Source organism: Microbacterium sp. SLBN-111 (genome assembly GCF_049739645.1).
In the GTDB taxonomy this organism is placed as follows: domain Bacteria; phylum Actinomycetota; class Actinomycetes; order Actinomycetales; family Microbacteriaceae; genus Microbacterium.
Genome location: NZ_JBMGQH010000001.1, coordinates 1798923 through 1817944, shown reverse-complemented (window position 1 = coordinate 1817944; position 19022 = coordinate 1798923). Strand labels below are relative to the sequence as shown.

At 71.4% G+C, this 19022-nt stretch carries 17 protein-coding genes; 9 read left to right on the top strand and 8 right to left on the bottom strand.

Annotated elements, in window-relative coordinates; genetic code table 11:
- The first annotated feature begins 92 nt into the window (after positions 1-92).
- Positions 93-1079 carry a LacI family DNA-binding transcriptional regulator gene (locus tag RKD05_RS08555; protein WP_424709381.1) on the top strand — a complete coding sequence of 329 codons (987 nt, stop codon included), beginning with the start codon at positions 93-95 and terminating at the stop codon, positions 1077-1079.
- Between the two features lie 127 nt (positions 1080-1206).
- Here the strand turns inward: RKD05_RS08555 and RKD05_RS08550 are convergent, their stop codons facing one another.
- From RKD05_RS08550 to RKD05_RS08540, 3 genes are read right to left on the bottom strand one after another with little or no spacing between them, the layout of a single operon-like run.
- Entirely contained in the window at positions 1207-2052 is an 846-nt protein-coding gene (locus tag RKD05_RS08550) for a transglutaminase family protein (RefSeq protein WP_424709379.1), read from the bottom strand.
- A complete protein-coding gene (locus RKD05_RS08545) occupies positions 2049-2981 on the bottom strand; it encodes an alpha-E domain-containing protein (RefSeq protein WP_022877639.1) in 933 nt (310 codons plus the stop codon). The genes RKD05_RS08550 and RKD05_RS08545 overlap by 4 nt, the downstream gene beginning before the upstream one ends.
- A complete protein-coding gene (locus RKD05_RS08540) occupies positions 2975-4702 on the bottom strand; it encodes a circularly permuted type 2 ATP-grasp protein (protein ID WP_424709378.1) in 1728 nt (575 codons plus the stop codon). The genes RKD05_RS08545 and RKD05_RS08540 overlap by 7 nt, the downstream gene beginning before the upstream one ends.
- A 134-nt stretch (positions 4703-4836) precedes the next feature.
- Between RKD05_RS08540 and RKD05_RS08535 the strand changes: the two genes are divergently transcribed.
- Genes RKD05_RS08535 through RKD05_RS08525 form a run of 3 tightly spaced genes read left to right on the top strand, consistent with a single transcriptional unit; the run spans position 4837 to position 7900 of the window.
- A complete protein-coding gene (locus RKD05_RS08535) occupies positions 4837-5694 on the top strand; it encodes a sugar phosphate isomerase/epimerase family protein (RefSeq protein WP_424709376.1) in 858 nt (285 codons plus the stop codon).
- Positions 5691-7430, top strand: a complete 1740-nt coding sequence (locus RKD05_RS08530; protein WP_424709375.1) for a dihydroxyacetone kinase family protein — start codon at positions 5691-5693, stop codon at positions 7428-7430. The genes RKD05_RS08535 and RKD05_RS08530 overlap by 4 nt, the downstream gene beginning before the upstream one ends.
- On the top strand, positions 7427-7900 hold the full coding sequence (locus RKD05_RS08525; protein ID WP_424709374.1) for a ribose-5-phosphate isomerase: 474 nt from the start codon (positions 7427-7429) through the stop codon (positions 7898-7900). The genes RKD05_RS08530 and RKD05_RS08525 overlap by 4 nt, the downstream gene beginning before the upstream one ends.
- 60 nt (positions 7901-7960) lie before the next feature.
- Here RKD05_RS08525 and RKD05_RS08520 read toward each other — a convergent pair whose 3' ends face one another.
- Together RKD05_RS08520 and RKD05_RS08515 are read right to left on the bottom strand one after the other, a co-directional pair.
- Entirely contained in the window at positions 7961-8614 is a 654-nt protein-coding gene (locus RKD05_RS08520) for a GntR family transcriptional regulator (protein ID WP_424709373.1), read from the bottom strand.
- A 211-nt stretch (positions 8615-8825) separates the two neighbouring features.
- Entirely contained in the window at positions 8826-10154 is a 1329-nt protein-coding gene (locus tag RKD05_RS08515; RefSeq protein ID WP_424709371.1) for an MFS transporter, read from the bottom strand.
- 167 nt (positions 10155-10321) lie between these two features.
- On the opposite strand from RKD05_RS08515, the gene RKD05_RS08510 reads away from it, so the two are divergent.
- From RKD05_RS08510 to RKD05_RS08495, 4 genes are read left to right on the top strand one after another with little or no spacing between them, the layout of a single operon-like run.
- Complete coding sequence (locus tag RKD05_RS08510) at positions 10322-11092, top strand: SDR family NAD(P)-dependent oxidoreductase (protein WP_424709370.1); 771 nt, start codon at positions 10322-10324, stop codon at positions 11090-11092.
- A 29-nt stretch (positions 11093-11121) separates the two neighbouring features.
- Positions 11122-11994 (top strand): transketolase, encoded by an 873-nt coding sequence (locus RKD05_RS08505; protein ID WP_424709369.1) that lies wholly within the window; start codon positions 11122-11124, stop codon positions 11992-11994.
- The gene (locus tag RKD05_RS08500) at positions 11991-12980 is read left to right on the top strand and encodes a transketolase family protein (protein WP_424709368.1); all 990 of its coding nucleotides are present in this window, start codon (positions 11991-11993) and stop codon (positions 12978-12980) included. The genes RKD05_RS08505 and RKD05_RS08500 overlap by 4 nt, the downstream gene beginning before the upstream one ends.
- Before the next feature lie 58 nt (positions 12981-13038).
- A complete protein-coding gene (locus RKD05_RS08495) occupies positions 13039-14262 on the top strand; it encodes a carbamoyl-phosphate synthase large subunit (protein WP_424709366.1) in 1224 nt (407 codons plus the stop codon).
- A 137-nt stretch (positions 14263-14399) separates the two neighbouring features.
- Here RKD05_RS08495 and RKD05_RS08490 read toward each other — a convergent pair whose 3' ends face one another.
- From RKD05_RS08490 to RKD05_RS08480, 3 genes are all read right to left on the bottom strand, one after another.
- A complete protein-coding gene (locus RKD05_RS08490; RefSeq protein WP_424709364.1) occupies positions 14400-15581 on the bottom strand; it encodes a zinc-dependent alcohol dehydrogenase in 1182 nt (393 codons plus the stop codon).
- A 110-nt stretch (positions 15582-15691) separates the two neighbouring features.
- Positions 15692-16849: an alpha/beta fold hydrolase gene (locus tag RKD05_RS08485; protein WP_424709362.1), complete on the bottom strand. Its 1158-nt coding sequence runs from the start codon at positions 16847-16849 to the stop codon at positions 15692-15694.
- 103 nt (positions 16850-16952) lie between these two features.
- Positions 16953-17792: a helix-turn-helix transcriptional regulator gene (locus tag RKD05_RS08480; RefSeq protein WP_424709360.1), complete on the bottom strand. Its 840-nt coding sequence runs from the start codon at positions 17790-17792 to the stop codon at positions 16953-16955.
- A 207-nt stretch (positions 17793-17999) separates the two neighbouring features.
- Here RKD05_RS08480 and RKD05_RS08475 point away from each other — a divergent pair, with 207 nt between their 5' ends.
- Positions 18000-18923: an SDR family oxidoreductase gene (locus RKD05_RS08475; protein ID WP_424709359.1), complete on the top strand. Its 924-nt coding sequence runs from the start codon at positions 18000-18002 to the stop codon at positions 18921-18923.
- Positions 18924-19022: the final 99 nt, after the last annotated feature.

Genomic DNA, 19022 nt, shown 5'->3' with positions numbered 1-19022 from the left:
GGGGGAGGCCGAAACGCGTGAATCGTTTCAGAAGGTGAATCGTTTCAGACTGTAGTGTGGGAGCTTCGACTCGTCAAGCGGAGGAGGCACCGGTGTCAGCGAGCATCAAGGACGTGGCGGCCGCCGCCGGGGTGTCCGTCGGAACGGTGTCGAACGTGCTCAACCGACCCGAGAAGGTCTCCCCCGCGATCCTCGAACGCGTCCACGCGACGATCGAAGAACTCGGTTTTGTCCGCAACGACGCCGCGCGCCAGCTGCGCGCGGGGCGCAGCCGCTCGGTCGGGCTCATCGTCCTCGACAGCGCGAACCCGTTCTTCGCGGAGGTCGCGCGCGGGGTCGAGGAGCGCGCCGACGCCGAAGGCCTCTCGGTGCTGCTGGGTAACAGCGGGCAGCACGGCACGCGTGAGGGCGCCTACCTCGACCTCTTCCGCGAGCAGCGCGTGCGCGGAGTGCTGCTGACCCCGAGCGATCCCGGTGCCGCGGCGCTGGCGCAGGCCGGCATCCCTCTCGTCCTGGTGGACGGCGACTCGCCCGACGGGAACCTCCCCTCGGTCGCGGTCGACGATGTCGAGGGCGGCTATCTCGCCACCCGCCATCTCCTCGAGAGGGGTCGTCGCCGCCTCGCTTTCGTCGGTGGGCCGCTCGCCGTGCGTCAGGTGGCCGACCGCCTCGCGGGCGCACGACGCGCCCTCGCCGAGGTGCCGGGCGCGCACCTCGAGATCGTCGAGAAGCCCGCGCTGACCGTCCTCGCGGGGCGCGAGGTGGGCGAGGAATTCGCCGCGCGTCGACCCCAGGATCGACCGGATGCCGCCTTCTGCGCCAACGACCTGCTCGCCGTCGGCGTGCTGCAGGGGTCGGCGATCCTCAGCGGCATCCGGGTCCCCGCCGACTTGGCGATCATCGGCTACGACGACATCGACTTCGCTCAGTCGACGGTGGTGCCGCTGTCGTCGGTGCGCCAGCCGGCGCGCGAGATCGGCGCGACCGCGATCGAGCTGCTGCTCGAAGCGGACACGGGCACGCCGCGCCGCGTGCGCTTCCGGCCCGAACTCGTCATCCGCGCCTCGACCGGCGGCTGACGCCACGGGGCCGGCCGCGCCGAGCAGAACTCCGGCACCTCGGCGGCACGGGGGCGTGGTTCGACACGTCGGCGCGGGTTTCGCCGGAGTTGTGCGGATCCCGCCCCGCACCGCGAGGGCGGGAGACTCACGTCTCCCGCGTGATCGTCACCTTCACCTTGAGCTGGCTCTTGCCGGGCCCGGCGTAGACACCGCGCAGCGGCGGGACGTCGTTGTAGTCGCGGCCGCGGCCGACGAGGACGTGGCGGTCGCCGATCTCGATGTTGTTCGTGGGGTCGAAGCCCTGCCAGTCGCCCGCGAACCACTCGACCCAGGCGTGCGACTCGCCCGTGACGGCCTCGCCGATCTCGGCCGAGGGCTTCGGGTGCAGGTAACCCGAGACGTACCGGGCCGGGATCCCGACCTCGCGCAGCGCACCGAGGGTGATGTGCGCGATGTCCTGGCACACGCCCTTGCGGGCCTCCCACGCGTCCACCGCGGTGGAGTGCACGCCCGTGACACCCTGCATGTACTCGATGGCGTCGCCGACGGCCTCGGCGATCGCGTGCGCGGCGGGACCGGGACGCTCGTGCTGCGCCGCGATCTCGCGCGCGAGGGCCGCCACCTCGGGGTGGGGCATGGTGCGACGTGTCTGCGTCAGCTGTTCGACCGTCGTGATCGACCGGGCCGCTTCCTCGCGGAGCCCCTCCCACGTGATGTCGGCGTGCTCGATCGGGCGCGGGCGCACCTCGACGAGCGAGCGGGCGGTGATCGTCAGCCCCAGGTGCGGGGAGAGCACGTCGAACGCCGCGACGCGGGTGCCGAAGTAGTCGACGTACTGGTTCACCGAGGTCGAGGGCTCGATGTCGAGCGACGAGCTGAGGACGAACTGGCTGTCGGTCGAGCCGGGCAGCATCCGCGCCTCGTTGTACGAGGCCACGACGTCGCCCGGGTAGACGAACCCGGTCTGGTGCTCGATGCGCAGACGCTTCACGAGATCTCTCCGATCCACGCCGGCTCGGCCTGCGTCGGGAAGAACCGCGACCGGATGGCCTCGGATGCCTCGCGGGTCACCGTCTGCACGCGCTGCATGTGCTCGGGGAGTTCGGCGAGGATGTCGCTGATCGGGCGGTACTCCAGGTCGTTGCGGATCTGCCCCAGGGCACGCAGCACGGTGTTGGAGTGGCCGACGCGGTCGGCGCGGGGGTCGATGGCGCTCATGCAGTCCTCGGCGCGCTGGATGGAGTAGATGATCGACCGCGGGAACAGGCGGTCGAGGAGCAGGAACTCGGCCGCGTTGCGGGCGCTCGGCATCCCGCGATACGTCCGGAGGTAGGCCTCGTACGCGCCGCACGAGCGAAGGATCGTCGTCCACGACGGACCCGAGACCTCGGTGAGCGACCGCGTCGCCAGCAAGCGCGCGGTCATGTCGGTGCGCTCGATGCTCCGCCCGAGGGTGAAGAACTGCCACGCCTCGTCGCGGTTGGTCGAGGAGTCCACGATCCCGATCGCGAGCGCCGCGCGCTCGCGCACCCACTGGAAGAACTCGTGCACCTTCTCGGTCTGCAGACGCCGTGGCATCCGGGAGTTCGTCGTGTTGAGGATCTCCCACAGCTCGGTCGACACGATCTCGCGCGCGCGGCGGGCGTTCTCGCGGGCCGCGGTGATCGAGTACGCGATGCTCGACGGGTTCATGCGGTCGACGGCGAGACGCGCCAGCACGTCCTCGCGGCGGACGGTGTCGACGTTCTCGGGGAACGGCGAGCCCATGACGCTGAGGAGCGACCGGCACGCGGTGTCCTCGTCGATCCACGGGTCCTCGAGCAGCAGCTGCAGGTGGACGTCGAGGATGCGCGCGGTGCCGTCGGACCGCTCGATGTAGCGGCCGATCCAGAACAGCGACTCGGCGATGCGGCTCAGCACGACGACACCTCCCCCGTCTGCTGCTGCTGTTGCTGCTGCTCGGCCTGCGGACCGTGCTCGACGCCCGCATCCGCCTGTTGCTGCTGCTCCTGCTGGTCACGGTCGGCGCGCGGATCGCGCGGGGCCGTGGCGGGGGCGGGCTGCCCGTCGTAGACGATCGCGATCGCTTCGGTCACGGCCGCCTGGTCGGCGACGAGGCCGGACACGCCGTTGCCCTGGCCGTACTCGACGTGCGAGGGGGCGGAACCGCCGACGACCCAGGTGTCCTTCGAGCCGCCACCCTGGCTCGAGTTCACGACGAGCTGCCCCTCGGGGAGCGCGACGCGCGTCAGACCGCCGGGAAGCACCCAGATGTCGTCGCCGTCGTTCACTGCGAAGGGACGCAGGTCCGCGTGCCGGGGACGCATGCCGTCCTCCACGAGCGTCGGGATGGTGGAGAGCATGACGACCGGCTGCGCGATCCAGCCGCGGGGGTCGGCGAGCAGCCGCTTCCGCAGCTTCTCGAGCTCTGCGGGCGAGGCATCCGGTCCCACGACCAGGCCCTTGCCGCCGGAGCCGTCGACGGGCTTCACGACGAGTTCGTCGAGGCGGTCGAGCACCTCCTCGAGCGCGCCCGGATCCTCCAGGCGCCACGTGTCGACGTTCTTCAGGATCGGCTCCTCGGAGAGGTAGTACCGGATCAGGTCGGGCACGTACGTGTAGAGGAGCTTGTCGTCGGCGACGCCGTTGCCCACCGCGTTCGCGATCGTGACGTTGCCCAGGCGCGCCGCGAGCATGAGGCCCGGGGCGCCGAGCATCGAGTCGGCGCGGAACTGCAGCGGGTCGAGGAAGTCGTCGTCAACGCGGCGGTAGATGACGTCGACGCGCTGCGGGCCGCGGGTGGTGCGCATGAAGACCTTGCCGCCCACGCACAGCAGGTCGCGTCCCTCGACGAGCTCGACGCCCATGAGGCGCGCGAGCAGCGTGTGCTCGTAGTACGCCGAGTTGTACACACCCGGCGTGAGCACGACGATGTTCGGGTCGTCGATTCCGGGCGGGGCGGACGCGCGCAGCGCCGCGAGCAGCTTGTTCGGGTAGTCGCCGACGGGTCGGACGCGCATCGAGACGAAGAGCTCGGGCAGCGTCTGGGCCATGACGCGGCGATTCGAGATGACGTACGAGACCCCCGAGGGCACGCGCACGTTGTCTTCGAGCACCCGCATCTCGCCGTGCTCGTCGCGGATCAGGTCGATCCCCGACACCTGAATGCGAACGCCGTTGGCGCTGCGGATGCCGGCGGCCTGGCGGTAGAAGTACTGGGACGAGGCGATGAGTCCGGCGGGCAGGACGCCGTCGCGCACGCAGTGCTGGTTGCCGTACGCGTCGTCGAGGAACGCCTCCAGCGCCCGCACCCGCTGCTTCACCCCCGCCTCGATGCGCGACCACTCGTCGTACGCGATGACCCGGGGCACGGCATCCAGGGGGAACGGACGCTCCTCGCCGGCGAAGTCGAACGTGACGCCCTGGGCGAGATAGGAGCTCGCGAGCGAGTCGGTGCGCCCGCGCAGTTCCTCCTGCGTCATCTGCGCCAGCGTCTGGTAAAGCTCCCGATACGCCTCGCGCGAGGGTGCGGTGTCTCCCGGGGTGGCCGGGACGCCGAACATCTCGTCGTACGCCGGGATGCCGGATGCGGTCTTGCGCGGCGCCAGCGTGGAGCCGTAACCGTCGAACAGGTCACCCATGTGACGACTCTACTCAGCGTCGTGTTGCGGACGCGTTTCCCCGCACCCTCGAATCGTTTGACTGTCGACAGTTGAATGTCGACAGGGTATTCTCGACCGCGATAGACCAGCGGTCCGTTCAGAGAGGAACACCCATGTCGCTGAGCCCGCGTGTGATCTGCAGCACGATCACCCTTCGCCACCTCCCCCTCGGAGCCGCCCTCCGCGAGATCGCCGCGCGCGGATTCGCCGGCATCGACCTCGGTGCCCTGCCGGGCGTCTGCGACCACGTCCCCTACGACCTCACCCCCGCCGCGGTCGCCGAGGTGGCGTCGACGATCCTCGACTCGGGACTGTCCGTGGTCTCGGTCAACGGTGACGTCGGCGACCTGAACGTGCCGATGGATGCCACGGGTGCGGCGGCCCGCGCCGTCCACGCCGATCTCCTCCTCGACCTCGCCGCCCGGGTCGGCGCCCGCGCCCTCGTCCTCCCGAACGGGCGGCTCGACCACGCGCCCGTCCGCGACCTCGAGACGGACCTGGACCTCGTCGCCGCGGAGCTCTCGCGGGTCGACGAACGCGCCCGCGACCGCGGGCTCGAGCTGTGGGTCGAAGCACCGCACTGGTTCCGCCTCACCTACGACCTCGACCGCTCCGGCGCGCTCCTCGAGCGCCTCCCCGACTCGATCGGGGTCGTGTGCGACGTGAGCCACATCACCGCGGGCGGATCGACGCCGCGACGCTTCCTGGATCGGTTCGCCGACCGCACGCGTCACGTGCACATCCGCGACGCCGCCCCGGGCGACATCCACCGCTCGGTCGGCCGCGGCGAGGTCGACTTCGACGACCTGACTCTCTCGCTCGCCCAGCACGGGTACGACGGCGCACTCTCGCTCGAACTCGAGACCCGTGACGTCTCCGACGACGAACGCGCCGACGCCGCGCTCACCGCCGGGCGGTTCGTGTCCGCGCGGCTCGAGGCCGCGGCATCCCTCGCGGGAGGTGTGCGATGACCCGCCTGTTCAACGACCCGGCCGCGTTCCCCCTCGAGCTCATCGACGGTTTCGTGGCCGCGCACGCCGACGAGGTCATGGCCGTCCCGGGCGGCGTCGTGCGATCGACCGCCTACGACGAGGTCGCCGTGATCGTCGGAGGCGGGACGGGCCATTACCCCGCGTTCTGCGGCCTCGTCGGCGAGGGCGTCGCGCACGCCGCGGCGATGGGCAACATCTTCTCGTCCCCCTCGGCGCAGCAGGCCTACTCGGTCGCACGAGCCGCCGATCGCGGACACGGGGTCATCTTCACCTTCGGCAACTACGCCGGCGACGTGCTGCACTTCGGCGAGGCGGCCGAGCGGCTGCGCGCGGAGGGCGTCCCCACCGAGATCGTCCTGGTGACCGACGATATCGCCAGCGCCCCGGCGGGCGAGGAGCACCGCCGTCGCGGCATCGCCGGCGACCTGACCGTGTTCAAGACGCTGGGCGCGGCGGCGGGCGCCGGCTACGACCTCGCCGAGACCGTCCGGATCGGGCGCCACGCCAACGACCGCACCCGGAGCTTCGGCGTCGCCTTCGCCGGGTGCACCCTCCCCGGGGCGGACGCGCCGCTGTTCACCGTCCCCGACGGGTTCATGTCGCTGGGTCTCGGCATCCACGGGGAACCGGGCATCTCCGACGTCCCGATCCCCCCGGCCGCCGACCTGGCCGCGCTGCTGGTGGAACGCGTCCTCGCCGAGCGACCCACGGGCGCGGGCGACCGCGTCGCGGTGCTGCTCAACGGCCTCGGCACCGTGAAGTACGAAGAGCTCTTCGTCGTCTACGCCACCGTCTCGCGTCTCCTCGCGGAGGCGGGACTCGTCGTCGTCTCCCCCGACGTGGGCGAGCTCTGCACCAGTCTGGACATGGCCGGGATCTCGCTCACGCTGTTCTGGCTCGACGACGAGCTCGAACGCCTCTGGACCAGCCCCTCCGCGGCGCCCGCGTACCGCAAGGGCGCCGCCTCGGCGGCCGCCGCCCTCAGTCCGGAGGAACGCGCCCGGGTGCAAGACCGGGCCGCGACCCCCGTCCACGCTCCGGCGGCACCGGGTAGCGACGTCTCCCGCGCCGCCGCCGCGCGCGTCGTCGACGCTCTCGACGTCCTCACCCGGACGGTGGTCGACGCGGCAGACGAACTGGGCCGGATCGATGCGGTGGCGGGGGACGGCGACCACGGGATCGGCATGGAGCGCGGTGCTCGCGCAGCTCTCGACGCCGCCCGCGCGGCGCGGGACGCGGGAAGCGGCGCGGGCTCCGTGCTCACCCGCGCCGGCACCGCCTGGGCCGATGTCGCGGGCGGCACCTCGGGCGCCCTGTGGGGCGCCGCGCTGCGCGCCGTCGGTGACCGCTTCGGCGACGAGACCGCCGTGACCGCCCCCGCGATCGCCTCCGCGATCCAGGCGGCCCGCGACGAGATCGCCCGCCGCGGCGGTGCCGCCCTCGGCGACAAGACCATGATGGACGTCCTCCTCCCCTACGCCGACCGCGTCGCCGCCCTCGACCCGCACGACCCCGCCGCGTGGCGGGATGCCGCCGCTGCCGCCATGGCCGACGCCGATGCCACCCGTGACCTCGTCCCCCGGGTGGGGCGTGCGCGGCCTCTGGCCGAGCGGAGCGTCGGCACCCCCGACGCCGGAGCGACGTCCCTCGCCCTCATCATCACGGCCGTCACGGCTCACGTGCTCGGTGCCACCCCGAAGGAGACCCCCGCATGACCGCCACACCGCTCCGCATCGTCGTCGGCTGCGACGACGCCGGCTACACCTACAAGGAAGCCCTCAAGGCCGACCTCCTCGCCGACCCGCGGGTGGCGTCGGTCGTGGACGCGGGAGTGGATGCCGACGGCCACACGCCCTACCCCACGGTCGCCATCGCGGCCGCCGAGCGGGTGGCCCGCGGCGAGGCCGATCGCGCCCTGCTCGTGTGCGGCACGGGCCTCGGCGTCGCCATCTCGGCGAACAAGGTCCCCGGCATCCGCGCGGTGACCGCGCACGATTCGTTCTCGGTCGAGCGCTCGGTGCTGTCCAACGACGCCCAGGTGCTGTGCCTCGGTCAGCGGGTCATCGGCCTCGAGCTCGCCCGTCGCCTTGTGCGGGAGTGGCTCGATTACCGATTCGACTCCGCGTCCGCCTCGGCCGACAAGGTGGCCGTCCTGAGCGCCTACGAAGCCTCCGGCACCTGCTGAGCCACCGATGACGATGCCCCCGGCGCCCGAGAGCGGCCGGGGGCATCGTCGTCTGCGGGATCAGGAGGTGAGGACCTCGGCCGCGTGCTGCATGTGCTCCTCGACGGTGGCGCCGGCCTGCGCGGGGTCGCCCGCGGCGATCGCATCGACGATGGCGACGTGGCGCGCGACATCCATGTTCTGGACGGCACGATCGATGCCGGAGTTTGTCACCGACATCTGGATCGAGCTCTCCAGTGCGGTCCAGGCCTGCAGGAGCGTCTCGTTCCCGGTCAGGCGGCACATCTCGCGGTGGAAGTCCATGTCGGCGGTGAGGCGCGCTTCGACGGCCCCGCTCCCCGCCGCGTCGAGGCGGGCGACCGCAGCGCGCAGGGTCTCGACGATCGCCGTGCGGTCTTCGCGCATCGTCAGCTCGCGCGCGGCCATCGCCTCCAGCGCCCCACGGACGGCGAACAGGTCGCGCACCTGACGGTCGGTCATGTGACGCACCAGCAGGCGCCCGCGGGGTCCCGCCGTCAGGAGCCCCTCGATCTGCAGGGATCGCATTGCCTCGCGGAGCGTGCCGCGGCTGATCTGCAGGCGCGTGGCCATCTCGACCTCGGAGACGTGCGAGCCCGGCGGCAGTTCCCCGCTGACGATGGCGCCACGCAGAGCGTCGACGGCCTGCTCGCGGAGCGTCAGACGCTGCAGGCCGAGGATCGACGATTCGCTCATCGGACGACGCCCCTTCCGTTCGTTTCCCTCATCCTAGATTCGCCCCGCCCCGGCGCGGGGACGCGCGCACGAGCGCCGGAACACGCCCCGGCCCGGTCACGCGCACGAGCGCCGGGACCGCACGTGCTCGGCAGAGCGGCCCCGGCGCCGAAACGCGCGTGGGCGCGGGACGACGTCGATACGTCGTTCCCGCGCCCACGTCTCCCGAGGTTCAGGCGGCGGCGTGCACGCGCTCGGCCTCGACCACCGCTTCACGCTGCTGGCGGGTCCAGGTCTCCCGGGTCGCGAGCGCCGACACCAGGCCGATCGCGGCGTACAGGGAGAACAGCGCCGCGGGCCCGACCCACCCGAAGGACGCGAACAGCAGGGTCGTGATGAACGGGGTGAAGCCCGACACCATCGCCGAGATCTGGTAGGCCAGCGAGGCTCCGGACGTGCGGGTGTTGGCGGTGAACAGTTCCGGGAACCAGGCGCCCTGGCATCCGGCGAGCGCGTTCTGGAAGACCGCGTACGACAGCACGATCACGACCACGATCAGCGGGTACACGGCCGTGTTCACGCCGAGGAACATCAGGAAGCCCCACAGGATACCGAGCGCGCAGACGACGATGTAGACCGGGCGGCGACCGATGCGGTCGGTGAGCTTGGCCCAGCCCCAGGTCGCGAAGATGCCGACGCCGGCCGCGATGCACAGGGCGGTAAGGGTCTGCCAGCTCTGGGTGATCTTGTTGGTGTTGAGGTACGAGATCAGGTAGGTGACCGACACGGCGTATCCGGCCGTCTCGGCGACGCGCAGACCGATGCCGCGGAGGATGTTGCGCCAGTCCGACTTGATGACCTCCGTCAGGGGCGACTTGAGGATCTTGCCCTCGTTCTTGACGTCTTCGAAGACGGGCGACTCGGGCACCTTGGAGCGGATCACGAGACCCACGATGACGAGCAGGATGCTGGCGAGGAACGGCACGCGCCAGGCCCAGTCGCCGGGCAGGTGCACGCTGATGAGGAAGACGAGGTTGGCCATCAGCAGACCGACCGGGAAGCCGGCCTGGACGATCCCGGTGAAGGATCCCTTCGAGCGCCACGGGGCGTGCTCGTAGGTCATGAGGATCGCGCCGCCCCACTCGGCTCCGAACGCGAGACCCTGGATGATGCGTACGGTCACCAGGAGGATCGGCGCGACGATGCCGGCCACCGCGTAGGTGGGCAGCAGGCCGATGGCGAACGTCGCGAGGCCCATCACGATGAGCGAGGTCACCAGGACCGGCTTGCGTCCGACCCGGTCGCCGAGGTGCCCGCCGATGATCCCGCCCAGGGGTCGCGCGGCGAATCCGACGCCGAGCGTCGCGAACGACAGGAGGACTCCCGTCAGCGCGTCACCGCCGGGGAAGAACGCGGTTCCGAAATACAGCGCCGCAGCGGTTCCGAATCCGATGAAGTCGTAGGTCTCGATGACCGCGCCGACTCCGGAGCCCACGGCCACGCGCCGCACGTCCTTCGTCCCGCGGACCGGCCCTCGCATCTTGATGGCTTCTGTGCTCATCACTGTGCCCTTTCTCACGTCATTGTGCACGAGCGGTACCGGACCGCCGTCGGATCGATTGTGCAGGTCCAGAGTCTTACTGTCAACAGTTCTACGCTTGTACTGCCGACAACTTCGATCTAGCATGGCGACGGTCGCGACGACGCGACAGAAGGAAGGGTGATCCCATGACCACGACCCGCACCGCCGTCCTCACCGGCGCCGCCGCCGAGCGGGGCATCGGCCGCGCCACGGCCCACGAGTACGCCAAGGCGGGCTGGGCCGTCGCCGTCCTCGACCTCGACGGGCCGCTGGCCGAGAAGGTCGCGGCGGAGATCGCCGCCGAACACGGAGTCGCCGCGTACGGCGGGAAGGTCGACGTCGCCGACGAAGCGTCCGTGCAGGCCGCGCACGCCGCCGTCCAGGCCGAGGTCGACGCCGGCCGCCTGCCCGCCGTCGGCGCGTTGGCGAACATCGCCGGGATAACGTCTCCCGTCCCGTTCCTCGAGACGACGCTCGACCTGTGGAACAAGGTCATGGCCGTCAACGCCACCGGCACCTACCTCGTGACCAAGGCGTTCCTCCCGGGCATGATCGCTCAGGGCTTCGGCCGGATCGTGAACATGTCGTCGGTCTCCGCGCAGCGCGGGGGCGGCGTGTTCGGCAAAGTCCCCTACTCCGCCGCGAAGGCCGCGATCCTCGGCTTCACCAAGGCGCTCGCGCGCGAGCTCGGCGACTCCGGCGTGACCGTCAACGCCGTCACGCCCGGGGCCGTCGACACGAACATCCGCGTCGGGAGCACCGACGAGCTCGAGGCGAGCATCGTGGCCGGCATCCCGCTCGGACGCACCGCGACCCCCGAGGAGGTCGGCGCGGTGTTCGTCTTCCTCTCCAGCGATCAGGCCGCCTACCTGCAGGGCACCACGATCGACATCAACGGCGGCAGCCACCTCCACTGACCGCCCATCGTCTCGACGAGGAGTCATCGATGACCACTCAGACACGTCCGACCACCGAGACCGACCGCGTCGCCCGCGTGCGCGCGGGCGCGCAACGGATCCGCCTCAACGCCCTGCACATGGGCGAGGTCCAGGGACAGGGCTACATCGGCCAGGCCCTCGGCGCCGCGGACGTGCTCGCCGCGGTGTATCTCGACCAGCTGCGACAGCGTCCGGCGGATCCGCACTGGGACGAGCGCGACCGCTTCCTCCTGTCCACCGGGCACTACGCGATCGCGCTCTACGCGGCGCTGGCGGAAGCCGGCATCCTTCCGCTCGAAGAACTCGACACCTACGGGTCGGACGATTCGCGCCTGCCCATGTCGGGGATGGCCAGTTACACGCCCGGGATGGAGATCTCGGGTGGGTCCCTCGGTCACGGGCTCACCGTCGCGGTGGGCATGGCCCTGGGCCTGCGCCATCGTGGCAGCGACTCCCGGGTGTTCAATTTCCTTTCCGACGGTGAGCTCAACGAAGGCTCGACCTGGGAGGCGGCGATGAGCGCGGCATCCCATCGGCTCGGGAATCTCACCGCCCTGGTCGACATGAACGCCCTGCAGGCCGACGGCCCCACGGCGGGGGTGCTGGCGATCGAACCGGCCGAGGAGAAGTGGGCCGCGTTCGGATGGAACACCCAACGCGTGAACGGGAACGACCCGGATGCCGTGCTCGCCGCGTTCGACGCCATCGCCGACCGCGACCCCGTCGGGGCTCCGCAGGTGATCCTGTGCGACGTCACCGTGGGCAAGGGCGTGCCGCTGCTGGAGCAGCGGGAGAAGAACCACTTCATGAGAATCGACGAGCACGAATGGGCCATCTGTCGTCAGCAGCTCATCGCGGGCTTCGAGGAGGCCGACCGATGAGCACCACCACCACCAAGCTGAAGACGTCGGCGATGATCGCCTCGTTCGCCGACCCGGGGCAGAAGACCGCGCCGGCTCCGTTCGGCCACGCGCTGGCCGCCCTCGCCGAGCGCGACGAGCGCGTCGTCGGCCTGAGCGCCGACCTCGCCAAGTACACCGATATGCACATCTTCCGCGACCGGCATCCCGAGCGGTTCTTCCAGATGGGGATGGCGGAGCAGTTGCTCTTCGGCGCGGCCGCGGGCATGGCCGAGGTCGGACTGGTGCCCTTCGCCTCCACCTACTCGGTGTTCGCCGCGCGTCGCGCGTACGACTTCATCTGCCTCGACATCGCCGAGCCCAACCTGAACGTCAACGTCGTGGGCGGCCTCCCCGGCCTCACGACCGGCTACGGTCCGAGTCACCAGGCGACCGAGGACGTGGCGATCTTCCGCGGGATGCCGAACCTCACCATCGTCGATCCGTGCGACTCGGTCGACATCGCCGCGGCCGTGCCGCAGCTCGCGGAGCACGACGGCCCCACCTACCTGCGCCTCCTGCGGGGCAATGTGCCGACGGTGCTCGACGAGTACGGCTACACGTTCGAGCTGGGGAAGGCGAAGGTCGTGCGGCCGGGAGCCGACGTGGTCTTCGTCTCGAGCGGGCTCATGACCATGCGCGCCCTCCAGGCGGCCGAGCGGCTCGCGGCGGACCGCATCGACGTCGCCGTGGTGCACGCCCCGACGCTCAAGCCGTTCGACGAGGAGACCGTCGTGCGGGAGCTCGACACTCCGCGCCTCGCGGTGACGCTCGAGAACCACACGGTCGTGGGCGGCCTGTTCGAGACCGTCGCCGGCGCCCTCATCCGGCGCGGGATCGGTCGTCGGGTGGTGCCGGTGGGGCTGCCGGACGAGTTCCTGGATGCCGGGGCGCTGCCGACGCTGCACGAGCGGTACGGCCTGTCGACCGACGCGATCGTCGCGAAGGTGAGGGCAGAGCTCGGGTGAGCCGGCGACGGTCGGTAGGCTGACGCCACGATCTGCCGGCTCGACCGAGGGTGCCTCCATGCGCGTGCTCATCACCAGTTCCCGCAACACGTTCGCCCTGGACCTCGTCCGCAAGCTCGGCAGCGTCGGCCATACCGTCTTCGCCAGCGACACGTACGACGGCGCGGTCGGCAACCACTCCCGTTTCCTCGCCGGCCACCTGGTCACCCCGTCTCCTCGATTCGAGACGGATGCCTTCATCGAGACGGTCGGCGCGTACGTGCGCGAGCACGACATCGACGTGATCATCCCCACGTTCGAGGAGGTCTTCTACCTCGCGGCCCGCGTCGCCGACCTCCCGGACGGCGTCGAGCTGTACGCGGGGAGCTTCGCCGACCTGGCCCGCCTCCACGACAAGGCGAGCTTCCAGCGCCTGGCTCAGGATGCCGGCGTGCCGATCCCCGAGACGGTCGTCGTCACGTCGCCCGACGAACTCCGCGCGGCGATCGACCGCTTCCCCCGGTACTTCGCCCGCGCGGCGTTCTCGCGCGGCGGGGTCGGGCTCCTCACGAACACCGGGCCGCTCGCGGGCAAGGTGCCGATCGAGGACTGCGTGCCGACGCCCGAGCAGCCGTGGCTCGTGCAGCCGTTCGTCGACGGGCCGATGGTCTGCACGTACAGCGTCGTCGTCGACGGCCGCGTCACGGCCCACACGACGTACAAGGCCGCCGAGCAGTGGGCGCACAGCACCGCGATCGGCTTCATCGCGGTCGACAGCACCGACACGCTGCGGTACACGCAGCAGCTCGTCGATGCCCTCGACCCGACGTTCACGGGCCAGATCTCCTTCGACTTCGTCGACCACGGCACCCCCGACGCACCGGACTACAAGATCATCGAGTGCAATCCGCGGCCCACGAACGGCGTCATCCTGCTCGAGGCCGAGGACGTCTCCCGCGCCATGGAGGGCTCCATCGATCGGACGGTCGTGGCGGTCCCCGGCACGCAGCGTCAGATCACGCTCGCCGTCCTCGCCGACGCCTTCACCGAGCCGCTGTCGCACCTCCCGCACACGCTGCACGACCTCGTGCGGGTCCGCGACGTCGGCGCCGGATGGTGGGACGACGCCGCGATGCTGTGGAGCCCGGCGACCATCGTGCACGGAGCCAAGATCTCCCACGGCGACCGCAAGGAGGTGCTCGCCGCCCTCGGCGACGACATCGTCTGGAACGGCGAGCCGATCACAGGCATGTCCCCCGCGGATGCCGAGGCCCTCGAGGCCGTGCACGCGGGCCGCGCGTAACTCCTCGGCATCCGCTCACCATGCCCGAGGGGCGCGCCGTCGTGCGGACTCCGCGCCCGACACGCCGGTGACGTAGGCCCGCCACCGGCGCGCCGCCGCCGGACTCCGCACGACGGTACGTGCCCGCGCGACGCCTGTCAGGAACCCGGCTGCAGCACGACCTTGATGCAGCCGTCCTCCTTCTTCTGGAACGTCTCGTACAGGCCGGGGGCGTCCTCGAGGGGCGCGTGATGCGTCACGAGGTCCATCACGCCGAGCGGGTCGGCGGGGTCCTCCACCAGCGGCAGCAGGTCGCCGATCCAGCGCTTGACGTTGCACTGGCCCATCCGCAGGTTCAGCTGCTGGTCGAACATCGTCTTCATCGGCAGGATGTCCGCCTCCCCGGCGTAGACACCGCTGAGCGACACGGTTCCGCCGCGGCGGACGACGTCGATCGAGGCGTGCATCGCGGCGAGCCGATCGAGGCCGGCGGTGTCCATGAGCTTCTGGGCGATGGCATCCGGGAGCAGGCCGATCGCGTTCTGCGCGAAGGTGATGCCGCCGTTGCCGTGCGCCTCCATACCGACCGCGTCGACCACGCCGTCGGCGCCGCGACCCTCGGTGAGGTCGCGCAGCTCGTCGATCACCGTGTCGGTGAGGTCGAAGGTCTCCACGCCATGTCGCTCGGCCATCGCGCGGCGCTCGGCCACGGGCTCGACCGCGAGGACGCGGTATCCCAGATGCACGCCGATGCGCGAGACGAACTGTCCGACGGGGCCCAGGCCCATGACCGCGAGCGTGCCGCCGTCCGGGACGTTCGCGTACTGCACGCCCTGCCACGCCGTCGGCACGATGTCGCTGAGGAACAGGTACCGGTCGTCGGGGAGGTCGGACCCGACCTTGATGTGGTTGTAGTCCGCGAGCGGGACGCGCAGGTATTCGGCCTGACCGCCGGGGACCTGGCCGTACAGCTTGGTGTAGCCGAACAGCGCCGCACCGCTGCCGTACTCGCGCACCTGCGTGGTCTCGCACTGCGACTGCAGCCCGCGCCGGCACATGAAGCAGTGCCCGCAGGAGATGTTGAACGGGATGACGACGCGGTCGCCGACCGCGAGGTTCGTCACCGCCGAGCCGACCTCGACGACGACGCCCATCGGCTCGTGGCCGAGGACGTCGCCGGGGTCGATGAACGGCCCGAAGATCTCGTAGAGGTGCAGGTCGGAGCCGCAGATCGCGGTGGACGTGATCTTCACGATCGCGTCGGTCGGTTCCAGGATCTGCGGGTCGGGGACCTCCTCGACGCTCACGTCGCGCTTGCCCTGCCAGGTCAATGCCTTCATCGTGCTGCCTCTCGTCGGGGGAACGAGGGGCCAGTGTCATCCGCGGCTCGTGATCGACCGACCCCGTTGACGAACCGGCCGCCGGTCGACAGGGGGACGGATGCCAGGGCTCAGAGCCGCGGGCGGAGGGCGGTGTCGGCCTGGGACAGGGCCTGCAGCACCCGGGGGAACCGCGCGGAGACGCCGGTGCGGCGGAGCCGATCCAGCGCGGGCTCGTCGGCGGGCAGCCGGTCCTGCTCGCCGCGGACGAGCCGTCGCGTGGCGTTGAGCAGCGCCATGGGGTGGGTGTCCAGGGCGCTGTGTCCGTTGTGGAGCCGGACCAGGGTGGCATCCGGAGCCGTCCGCACCACCCGCTCGGCGATCGCCGGCGGAGTCCGCAGGTCGCGATCGCCCGAGAGGACCACGAGGGGCCACGAGAATACCGCGGCGGCGGTCGTCAGGTCGTAGGGCTCTCCCGCGAAGGCGGGGAAACGCTCCGCGAGCGGGGCGTAGGTGAGCGCCGGGTCGAGCGGGAGTCCGTCGGGTGGGGCGCCGTAGTGCAGCTCGCGGAACGCGATCGTGCCGACGACGTCGAATTCGTAGATGCCCGGGACCCGCGCGATCGAGGCGTCGCGCGTCGCGTACGCGGCGAGCGCGCGCCACGCGAGTCCGGGGCGGTGCCGTATGAGCGTCCGCAGCAGTTCCGGGCCGGCGAGTTCGTAGGCCGCGCGGACGACGTCGAGCACGACGCGCTCGTCGATCCCGTCCTCGACGAGACGCCGCACGCCGCGGGACAGGTCGTCGTCGGCATCCCAGAAGAGGGCCCGTAGACGCGCCCGCTCGAGCGCGAGGTCGTCGGCGGACTGCAGCGCCGAGTCGAGCAGCATGCCCGCGACCCGGTCCGGATGCCGAGCGCCGAAGCTCGACGCGAGATAGCTGCCGTACGACGACCCGACGATGTACGCCCGGTCGACGCCCTCGGCATCCATCACCGCCGCGATGTCGTCGAGGACCGCCGTGATGCGCATCGCGTCGGGCGGCAGGACATGGCCGGCGAGGTCGTGGCGCGAGCGCCCGATCCCGCGGTGCTCGACCATCAGGACGTCGAGTCCGCCCTCGGCGGCGCGCCGGCGGAGTCCGCGGTAGGGCAGAACGGATGCCAGTCCCGGGCCGCCCGGGATGATCAGGGCCGGGGTCGCGGTGCGCGGACCGGTGCGGACGTACGCGAGGTCGAACGGCGGCACCCCGTCCACCGCCGGGCGCCGCACGGTCCTCACTCGCTCGCGCATGCCCCCGACGGTACCCGCGGATTGCGCGCGTGAGTCGCCACGATTTGTCGCTTCACAGCGGGCCCAGGCGACATTCTTTGGCGACTCACGCGGCTCGTGCGGCTCATGCGGCGACTGACGGCCCCAGGACCGCCAGGAGCCGGAGCTTCTCGGCGCTCTCGCTGCCGGGGACCGCGGTGTAGACGAGCAGCGAATGCGACGTCTCGGGGTCGACCAGCGACTGGCAGTGCAGCTCGAGCGCGCCGACCGCGGGATGCACGAACCGCTTGGTCGCACTCGGGCGCAGTCCGACCTCGTGCGCGGCCCACAGGGTCCGGAATTCCGCGCTCCGTTCGAGCAGATCGTCGGCGAGGGCGGCGGCTCGAGAACCCGGGCCGCGGCGGCCCGCGAGCTCGCGCAGCCCGGCGGCGAAGAGCCGGCTGAGGAACTCGTGCTCCTCGGGCGCGTACAGCGCCCGCGACGCGGGATCGCTGAACCACCGGTAGCCGAGGCTCCGCTCGGGCCCCGACCGGAGCGACGCGTCACCGACCAGGGCGGCGCCCAAGGGCGACTGCCGCAGCGTCTCGCCGAGTTCGGTGACGATCTCGGCGGGGGTGTCGTCGAGGCGATCGAGGATGCGGAGGAGCCCCGGGCTGACGTGCTCGCCCGCGGCGGAGCGCTCGTCGGGCACGTGACCGGCGAGCCGGAACAGGTGGTCGCGCTCGGCGCGCGTGAGGTGGAAGCCCTGCGCGATCGCGGCGAGCATCTGGGGCGACGGCTGCGGTCCGCGTTCCCGCTCCAACCGCGCGTAGTAGTCGGTCGACATGTGCGCGAGGGCCGCGGCCTCCTCGCGCCGGAGCCCGGGCGTGCGACGCCGTGCGCCGCGCGGCATCCCGACGTCCTCGGGTTGGAGCGCCTCGCGCCGGGTGCGGAGGAAGTCCGCGAGGGCCGTTCGGTCGATCATGCTCCCTGTCTACCCGTCGGTCGGGCGCGGATCCAGGACGCGGCGATCCCCCTCTCCGCGGTTCGGCGGGAGACGCGGTGCGGTTCGGCGGGAGACGCGGCTCGGGCGGGGCGGGAGACGCGGTCCGCTCAGCCGGGGATCGACGGGTCCTGGTTCGGGTGCGGCCCATGGACGCACGCTGGGACCGACCCCGACCGAGGAGACACCATGACCGACATCGACATCCCCCTTCCCTCCCTCGCCGGCCGCCGGGCCGTGCTGACCGGCGGCAGCGACGGCATGGGCCTCGTGATCGCCGAACGCCTGGCCGCGGCGGGCGCCGAGGTCGTCCTGCCCGTCCGCAACCGAGCGAAGGGCGACCGTGCCGTGCGGACGATCCGCGAGCGCGTTCCCGGCGCCCGCGTCGAGCTCCACGATCTCGACCTGTCGTCGCTCGCGAGCGTCGCGGCGTTGACCGACGCGCTCCGCGCGGACGGGCGGCCGGTGCACCTGCTCGTCAACAACGCGGGCGTGATGACGCCGCCCGAGCGGCAGACGACGGCGGACGGGTTCGAGCTGCAGTTCGGCACGAACCACCTCGGTCACGTGGCGCTCGTCGGTGGCATCCTTCCGCTGCTCGTCGCCGGGCGGGCGCGGGTGGTGACGCAGCTCAGCATCGCCGCGCGCAGCGGACGCATCGACTGGGACGACCTCCAGGCCGAACGCTCGTACGACGGCCAGCGGGTGTACTCGGCGTCGAAGATCGCCCTCGGCCTCTTCGCGCGGGAACTCGATCGGCGTAGCCGCGAGGGCGCCTGGGGCGTCACGAGCGTCGTGTCGCACCCGGGCGTCGCGCCCTCGAACCTCCTGGCCGCCCGCCCCGAGATCGGCCGCACCACCGACGTCCCCGCGGTGCGCGCGATCCGCTGGATGTCGCGTCATGGCATCCTGCTCGGCACCGTCCCCTCGGCCGCGCAGCCGGCACTGCTCGCGGCGACGACCACGGACCCGCGCAGCGACGTGCTGTACGGTCCGCGCGGCCTGATGAACCTCGGCGGCGCCCCGACCACGCACGCGCTGTACCGCCCCCTTCGCGACCTCGACGAGGCCCGCCGCGTCTGGGACGAGTCGCAGCAGCTGGCGGGGGTGTGATCAGCGCGTGAGGGGTCAAGAATTGTCGCCTGCACACGGGTCAAGGCGACAATTCTTGACCCCTCACGCAGGTCACCCGCGTTCCGGTTGGCTGTGAGT

What these genes read in the sequence shown, in the direction of transcription:
- RKD05_RS08540 (WP_424709378.1), bottom strand. Translation starts at nt 4,702, where the DNA reads ATGGGTGACCTGTTCGACGGTTACGGCTCCACGCTGGCGCCGCGCAAG.
- RKD05_RS08535 (WP_424709376.1), top strand. Translation starts at nt 4,837, where the DNA reads ATGTCGCTGAGCCCGCGTGTGATCTGCAGCACGATCACCCTTCGCCAC.
- RKD05_RS08530 (WP_424709375.1), top strand. Translation starts at nt 5,691, where the DNA reads ATGACCCGCCTGTTCAACGACCCGGCCGCGTTCCCCCTCGAGCTCATC.
- RKD05_RS08525 (WP_424709374.1), top strand. Translation starts at nt 7,427, where the DNA reads ATGACCGCCACACCGCTCCGCATCGTCGTCGGCTGCGACGACGCCGGC.
- RKD05_RS08520 (WP_424709373.1), bottom strand. Translation starts at nt 8,614, where the DNA reads ATGAGCGAATCGTCGATCCTCGGCCTGCAGCGTCTGACGCTCCGCGAG.
- RKD05_RS08515 (WP_424709371.1), bottom strand. Translation starts at nt 10,154, where the DNA reads ATGAGCACAGAAGCCATCAAGATGCGAGGGCCGGTCCGCGGGACGAAG.
- RKD05_RS08510 (WP_424709370.1), top strand. Translation starts at nt 10,322, where the DNA reads ATGACCACGACCCGCACCGCCGTCCTCACCGGCGCCGCCGCCGAGCGG.
- RKD05_RS08505 (WP_424709369.1), top strand. Translation starts at nt 11,122, where the DNA reads ATGACCACTCAGACACGTCCGACCACCGAGACCGACCGCGTCGCCCGC.
- RKD05_RS08500 (WP_424709368.1), top strand. Translation starts at nt 11,991, where the DNA reads ATGAGCACCACCACCACCAAGCTGAAGACGTCGGCGATGATCGCCTCG.
- RKD05_RS08495 (WP_424709366.1), top strand. Translation starts at nt 13,039, where the DNA reads ATGCGCGTGCTCATCACCAGTTCCCGCAACACGTTCGCCCTGGACCTC.
- RKD05_RS08490 (WP_424709364.1), bottom strand. Translation starts at nt 15,581, where the DNA reads ATGAAGGCATTGACCTGGCAGGGCAAGCGCGACGTGAGCGTCGAGGAG.
- RKD05_RS08485 (WP_424709362.1), bottom strand. Translation starts at nt 16,849, where the DNA reads ATGCGCGAGCGAGTGAGGACCGTGCGGCGCCCGGCGGTGGACGGGGTG.
- RKD05_RS08480 (WP_424709360.1), bottom strand. Translation starts at nt 17,792, where the DNA reads ATGATCGACCGAACGGCCCTCGCGGACTTCCTCCGCACCCGGCGCGAG.
- RKD05_RS08475 (WP_424709359.1), top strand. Translation starts at nt 18,000, where the DNA reads ATGACCGACATCGACATCCCCCTTCCCTCCCTCGCCGGCCGCCGGGCC.